Genomic DNA, 5475 nt, shown 5'->3' with positions numbered 1-5475 from the left:
TGCCGGCCGCGACAGGGCGCAGGCCGCCCTCGATCGCCCGCTGCCAGCGGGCATCCCCACCGCCCCGCCGCCACACCAGCGCCACGCCGGTCATCAGCCCCACCGTGGGGCCGAAGATCGCCAGGGTGGCCACCAAGGCCCCGGCGAGGCCGCCCACCTGCCAGCCGATCAGCGTCGCCAGCAGCGAGCCCGGGCCGGGCGCCATGCGGGACACGGCGAAATCGGTGAGGAACTGGCTCGGCGTCAGCCAATGGTGCACCGCCACCACCTGATGCTGGATGCCGGCCACCACGGTTTGACCGCCGCCGACCGAGACCAGCGACAAGGGCGCGAAGACCAGCGCCAGCGCCAGGAGCGGCCGGCTCACCGGTCGCGTCCGAGGCGGCGCCATTCGGCCGCAACGCTGAGGGTCCCCATGGCCACCACCACGGGCAGCAGCGGCCAATGCAGCAGGCCGACGGCCGCGAAGGTCGCGCCCAGCACCACCCAGGGCAGGGGGCGGCGGGGCACCCGGCGGGTCACCGTGATGGCCATCGAGGCGCTGAGCCCCACAGCGGCCGCGGCCGCGCCGTCGAGCGCCCAGGTGGTGGCCGAAAACCCCGACAGCCGTTCGATGCCGGCCGCCAGCGCCACGATCGCCACCGCGGGCGGTGCCACGATGCCGGCGACGCTCGCCAGCGCCCCCGGTACCCCGGCGAGGTCGCTGCCGATCCAAACCGCCATATTGGTGACGTTGACGCCCGGCAGCGCCTGGGCCAGCGACAGGCCGTTGAGGAAGGCCTCCTCGTCAATCCAGGCCCGGTCGGTGACGAATTCGCGCAGCAGCCAGCCGCTGAGGCCGCCGCCGAAGCTCGTCAGGCCGATGCGGCTGAAGATCAGGAACAAGCGGAGCGGCGTCGGCGATGCGAGGGCACGGGGCATGGATCCCGCGCTATACCCTGCGTGACGCCGCCGCAATCACGGTCCCGATCAGGGGCCGCCGTGGCCGCCCACAGCGCCATACACCTGGCCCGTGATGTAGCTGCCCTCATCCGAGGCGAGCAGCACGTAGACGGGCGCGAGCTCGGCCGGCTGGCCGGGACGCCCGATCGGCGTATCGGCCCCGAAGGTCGGCAGCTTCGCGGTCGGCTGGCCGCCCGTCACCTGCAGCGGCGTCCAGAACGGGCCCGGCGCCACCGCATTGACCCGGATGCCCTTGGCGGCCACCTGCTTGGCGAGGCCCTTGCAGAAGTTCGCGATGGCGGCCTTGGTGGCCGCGTAATCGATGATGCCTTCGCCGGGATCGTAGGCGTTGACGGAGCTCGTGGCGATGATCGAGGCGCCCGGCCTCAGGTGCGGCAGCGCCGCCTTGCTGAGGTGGAACAGCGCGTAAACGTTGCACTTGAAGGTGTCGTCGAACTGCTGGTCGGAAATGTCGAGGATGGAGGGCGCCGCATGCTGCATGGCGGCGTTCGACACCAGGATGTCGAGGCCGCCGAGTTTCTGCACGGCGTCGGCCACGAGCTGGCGGCAGAAGTCGGCCGAGCGCAGGTCACCCGGCAGCGGATAGGCCTTGCGCCCCGCGTCTTCGATGAGCTTCACCACCTCCTGGGCGTCGGCCTCCTCGGCCGGCAGGTAATTGAAGGCGACGTCGGCGCCCTCGCGCGCAAAGGCGATCACGGCGGCGCGGCCGATGCCGCTGTCGCCGCCCGTCACCAGCGCCTTGCGGCCGGCGAGACGGCCGGAGCCCTTGTAGGAGGTTTCGCCGTGGTCGGGGCGCGGCACCATCTTGCCGGTCAGGCCCGGCCAGGGCTGGCTTTGCTCGGGGAAGGGCGGCCGTGGATAGGCGGTGGTGATGTTCGGGTCGCGGGTCACGGGCGCCGTTGCCGCCTCATCGGCCCGGGCCGCGGTGGCACCGATGGCAGCCGCGAGGCCGCTCGCCACGGTGCCGCCGAGCAAAAGGCGGCGTCGGGCGTCGGGATGGTTTTCGGACATGGATCCGACCTTTCAACGAAAGCGGCAGCGACCGAAGGATCGCCGCCGTCTATCGCGTCAATGGAGGCCGGACTCGCGCGGTTCCCCCTGGTCTGTGGGACCCTGCCGCGCGGTCAGCGCGCTTGGAGCGGGTTGCTGCCGTCGAGGAAGCCCGAGGCCTCCTGGTGGGTCGGCATGCGGCCCTGCGGGGTCAGCCGGTTGACGATCTCGGGCAGCTCCTGGGACAGCTGCTGCGCCACATCCTGCTCGGAACGGCCGGTGCGCTGGGCGAGCTCGCGGATCATGTCGGGCCCGATCGCCTGCTGAACCTGGGCCGGGGCGACTGTGTGGTTCTCGCCGCCGCCGATCCAGGATTGCGCCGTCTGGCCCATGCCGTTGCGCTCGAAGCTGTGCAGCAGGCCGCCGAGGCCGCCCAACAGACCGCCACCGCCCTGCGGCTCGCTCTGCTGCGGGATCTGACCCTGCGGCGCCGCCGGCTGCGACGAACCGCCGCCCAGCATGTTGCCGAGGTTGCCGAAGCCGCCCGTCATGGCCTTGGTGGCCAGGAGCCCAATCAGCGCGGTGGCGAGCGGCGCATAGGCGGCGCCGAAGCTCGGGCCGTCGTTGTTGCCGGGGCCCTGGCCGAACATGGCGCCGATGGAGTTCTCGAGAATGCCCATGGTTTCGTCCTCCGTGAGGACACGAAACCCGCGGCGACCGGCCGCGGTTCCAAGGGCGTCGCGCTCAGGCCCGGCGGGCTGCGCGTGCGCCATCGTCCTTGTCGGCCATCAACAGCGCGATGGCCTGTTCGAGCGCAGGGCTCGCCAGCTGGGCCGGGCCGGGCGCCACGATGATGTTCTTTTCCATCAGGGCCGCGTGGATGGTGAACAGCAGGTCGCTGGTGGTGCGCTTGCCGGCCTCGACGTCGTCCACGAAGCAGATGAGGTTGAAGGTCATCTGGTCGCCCGCATAGGAGGCGAACAGCACATTGGGCGAGGGGATCTTCAGCACCCGGTCGTGATCCTTGGCGATGCCGATCAACATGTCGCGCATTTCCTCGGGCTTGGCCGCGAGCCCCACCGTGATCGGCAGCAGGATGCGGCCGACGCGGTCGCCCCGCACCCAGTTCTTCACCACGCCGGTCATCAGGTTCTGGTTCGGCACGATCACGGTGGCGCGGTCGAAGGTCTCGATCTCGGTGGATCGCACGTTGATGCGGCGCACGAAGCCCTCATCCGATCCGACCACGATCCAGTCGCCGACCCGGATGGCGCGCTCCCACAAGATGATGAGGCCCGACACGAAATTCGACACCACCGATTGCAGGCCGAAACCGATGCCGACCGACAAGGCGCCCGCCACATAGGTGACCTTCTCGAAGCTCAAGCCGAGATAGCCGGCCGCCACCGCGACCGCGGCCACCACGCCGAGGTAGCCGATGCTGGTCTTGATGGAGTTGCGCAGCCCGGTGTCGAGATGGGTGTGGGGCAGGTAGGTGACGTCGAGCCAGCGCTGCAGCGCCCGCGTCACCGCGATGCCGACGATGAACAAGACCACGGCCACGATGATGGTCGAAAGCGAGATCGTCACGTCGCCGACGTTGAAGCCGAAGAAGGCGCCCTGCAGGGTCGCCAGCGCGTCGCCGGAGCCGATCCGCCATGGCGCCAGCATCAACAACACCGCGAGCACGACCAGCACCACCCGCAGCACGCCCGACAACAGGATGGCGATCTGCTCGAGCGATTCCCGCCGGAACCCGGCCGTGACGATGAAGGTGCGGCCGATGCGGGTTTTCGGCTGCAGCACCGCCCCGATGCCCTGGTCGACCAGGATCATCAGCAGGTACAGCAGCGAGAAAAGGCCCGTCAGATAAACGATCTGCTTGGTGATGAACGAGCCGAAGGCCACATAGCCGGTCAGCAGTGCGACGCCCAGCACGGTCGCCACCGTCCAGCCGAGGATGCGGGCGGGCCCTGACCAGTTGCGGGCCGCGCTCTGCGGGACGGCGCCCTGATCCATGGCGCCGACGATGCGATCGATGCGGTGCAACGTGCGGGCCATGGCGACCGCCACCAGCAGCACGCCGATGCCGCGCACCGCCACGGCGGTCGGCAACGCCACCGCGATGGCGTCGTTGAATGCGGCCAGAAGCTCGAAAGTTGCCACGATGGCCGCGATCGCGATCGTCAGCGCGTTCAGGCTGCGGGCCGAGGCGTCGCTGATCTTGATCAAGCGCCAGTTCGGCAAGCCGGGGGCCAGCAGGCCGCGTGCGAGGCCCGCCATGGTGCCGACCACCAGGGTGCCGAGCTGGATCGACCGGGCGATCGGCTGCAGCCGGAAGGTGACGAAATCGGCGCCGTTCAGCACCCCGAAGGCGGCCGCCACCAGCAGCGTCGGGATCGCCATGGTGACGAAGGCCACCCAGAGCGCGAAGAGGGCCTGCTTCAACCGGGTGGGCTTGGCCTCGGGATGCCGGTGCTTGAAGCGACGCGAGATCCGCAGGGCCGGCCAGAAGATGATCGCCAGGATGCCGATCAGCACCGCCACCACGCTGACCTTCCAGCCCTCGGCCTTGCCGATTACCCCGCTCCACCAATCCTGCCCGAGGTAGACCAGGGCCCGCACATCGGATGGCAGGTCCTTTGCGACCGCCATCCACAGGGCTGGACTGAGCAGGCTCGCCGAACGCTCCAGCACCGAGCGGGCGAAAAGCGCGCGGCGGCGGCCCGCGACCGTGTCGCTGAGCTGGTCGGCCTGCACGCTCAGCACCTTGGCGCGTTTCACGGTGGCGTCGAGGTCGCTGTAGAGCTTTTCCTGCGCCTGGCGCTCGGTCGTGATGTCGGCCGCCTCGGTGGCGGCCTTGTCGGCCGGCTTGGGCCCGAGCTGGTCGAGCCGCGCTTTGGCGGCGTCGAGCCGAGGGGCGAGGTCGGTGACGAGCGCCTGCAGGTCGGTGCTGACGGGGTCGATGTCGGCGCGGAATTGTTGCAGCGTCGCATCCGACACGTCGGTCCGCCCGAGCGCCGCCTCGATGCGGTCCACGACGGCCTTGTCGGCGTCGAGCCGCGCGGCCGGCGCCAGCACCGGCGCCGTGGTCGCGGCCGTCTGCGCCCGGCCCGGGGTCACGGCAGCCCAGCAGCCCAGCAGGGCGAGGGCCATCAGGCAGGCCAGGACGGCGCGGGCGACGGTGGACGCAGGTGATCGCATCAACAGCGACGACTCCTTGGGGTCTGGTTCGAAGTCCCGCCTCAAAGCGGGTGTTTGGGGCGATCTTGCGACCCGCGTGCCATTTGGCGCCCCGGCTCAGGTCGGCGCCGGGTGATGCGAGGCGCCGGCGCCCCGCTCGAGCCAGGCCTGGAGCAGGTCCGGCCAGACGGCCGGCTCCGTGCCGGGTTGGCCCATGCCCCAGCCGTGGCCGCCGGTGTCGAAAACGTGCAGCTCCGCCGGCACGCCGGCCTGCCGGAGGGCCGAGGCCATCAAACGGCTGTTGTCGACCGGCGCGATCGGGTCGTCGGTGCTTTGGGC

At 70.5% G+C, this 5475-nt stretch carries 6 protein-coding genes; all 6 read right to left on the bottom strand.

Annotation, left to right across the window (positions count from 1 at the left end; all coding sequences use genetic code 11):
* On the bottom strand, positions 1 to 367 hold a 367-nt coding region (locus tag P7D22_RS16525; protein WP_319935353.1), incomplete at its 3' end, for a chromate transporter.
* Complete coding sequence (locus tag P7D22_RS16520; protein WP_319935352.1) at positions 364 to 921, bottom strand: chromate transporter; 558 nt, start codon at positions 919 to 921, stop codon at positions 364 to 366. The genes P7D22_RS16520 and P7D22_RS16525, both read right to left, overlap by 4 nt.
* Before the next feature lie 48 nt (positions 922 to 969).
* Complete coding sequence (locus P7D22_RS16515) at positions 970 to 1974, bottom strand: SDR family oxidoreductase (protein ID WP_319935351.1); 1005 nt, start codon at positions 1972 to 1974, stop codon at positions 970 to 972.
* A gap of 113 nt (positions 1975 to 2087) precedes the next feature.
* Entirely contained in the window at positions 2088 to 2633 is a 546-nt protein-coding gene (locus P7D22_RS16510; protein WP_319935350.1) for a YidB family protein, read from the bottom strand.
* A gap of 64 nt (positions 2634 to 2697) precedes the next feature.
* Complete coding sequence (locus P7D22_RS16505; RefSeq protein WP_319935372.1) at positions 2698 to 5157, bottom strand: DUF3772 domain-containing protein; 2460 nt, start codon at positions 5155 to 5157, stop codon at positions 2698 to 2700.
* A gap of 96 nt (positions 5158 to 5253) precedes the next feature.
* Positions 5254 to 5475, bottom strand: a 222-nt coding sequence (locus tag P7D22_RS16500; RefSeq protein ID WP_336624814.1) for an alpha/beta hydrolase, incomplete at its 5' end; no start/stop codon positions are given.

The organism is Lichenihabitans sp. Uapishka_5 (assembly GCF_033947565.1).
Taxonomy (GTDB): domain Bacteria; phylum Pseudomonadota; class Alphaproteobacteria; order Rhizobiales; family Beijerinckiaceae; genus Lichenihabitans.
This window is presented reverse-complemented; position numbering and strand designations above follow the sequence as displayed.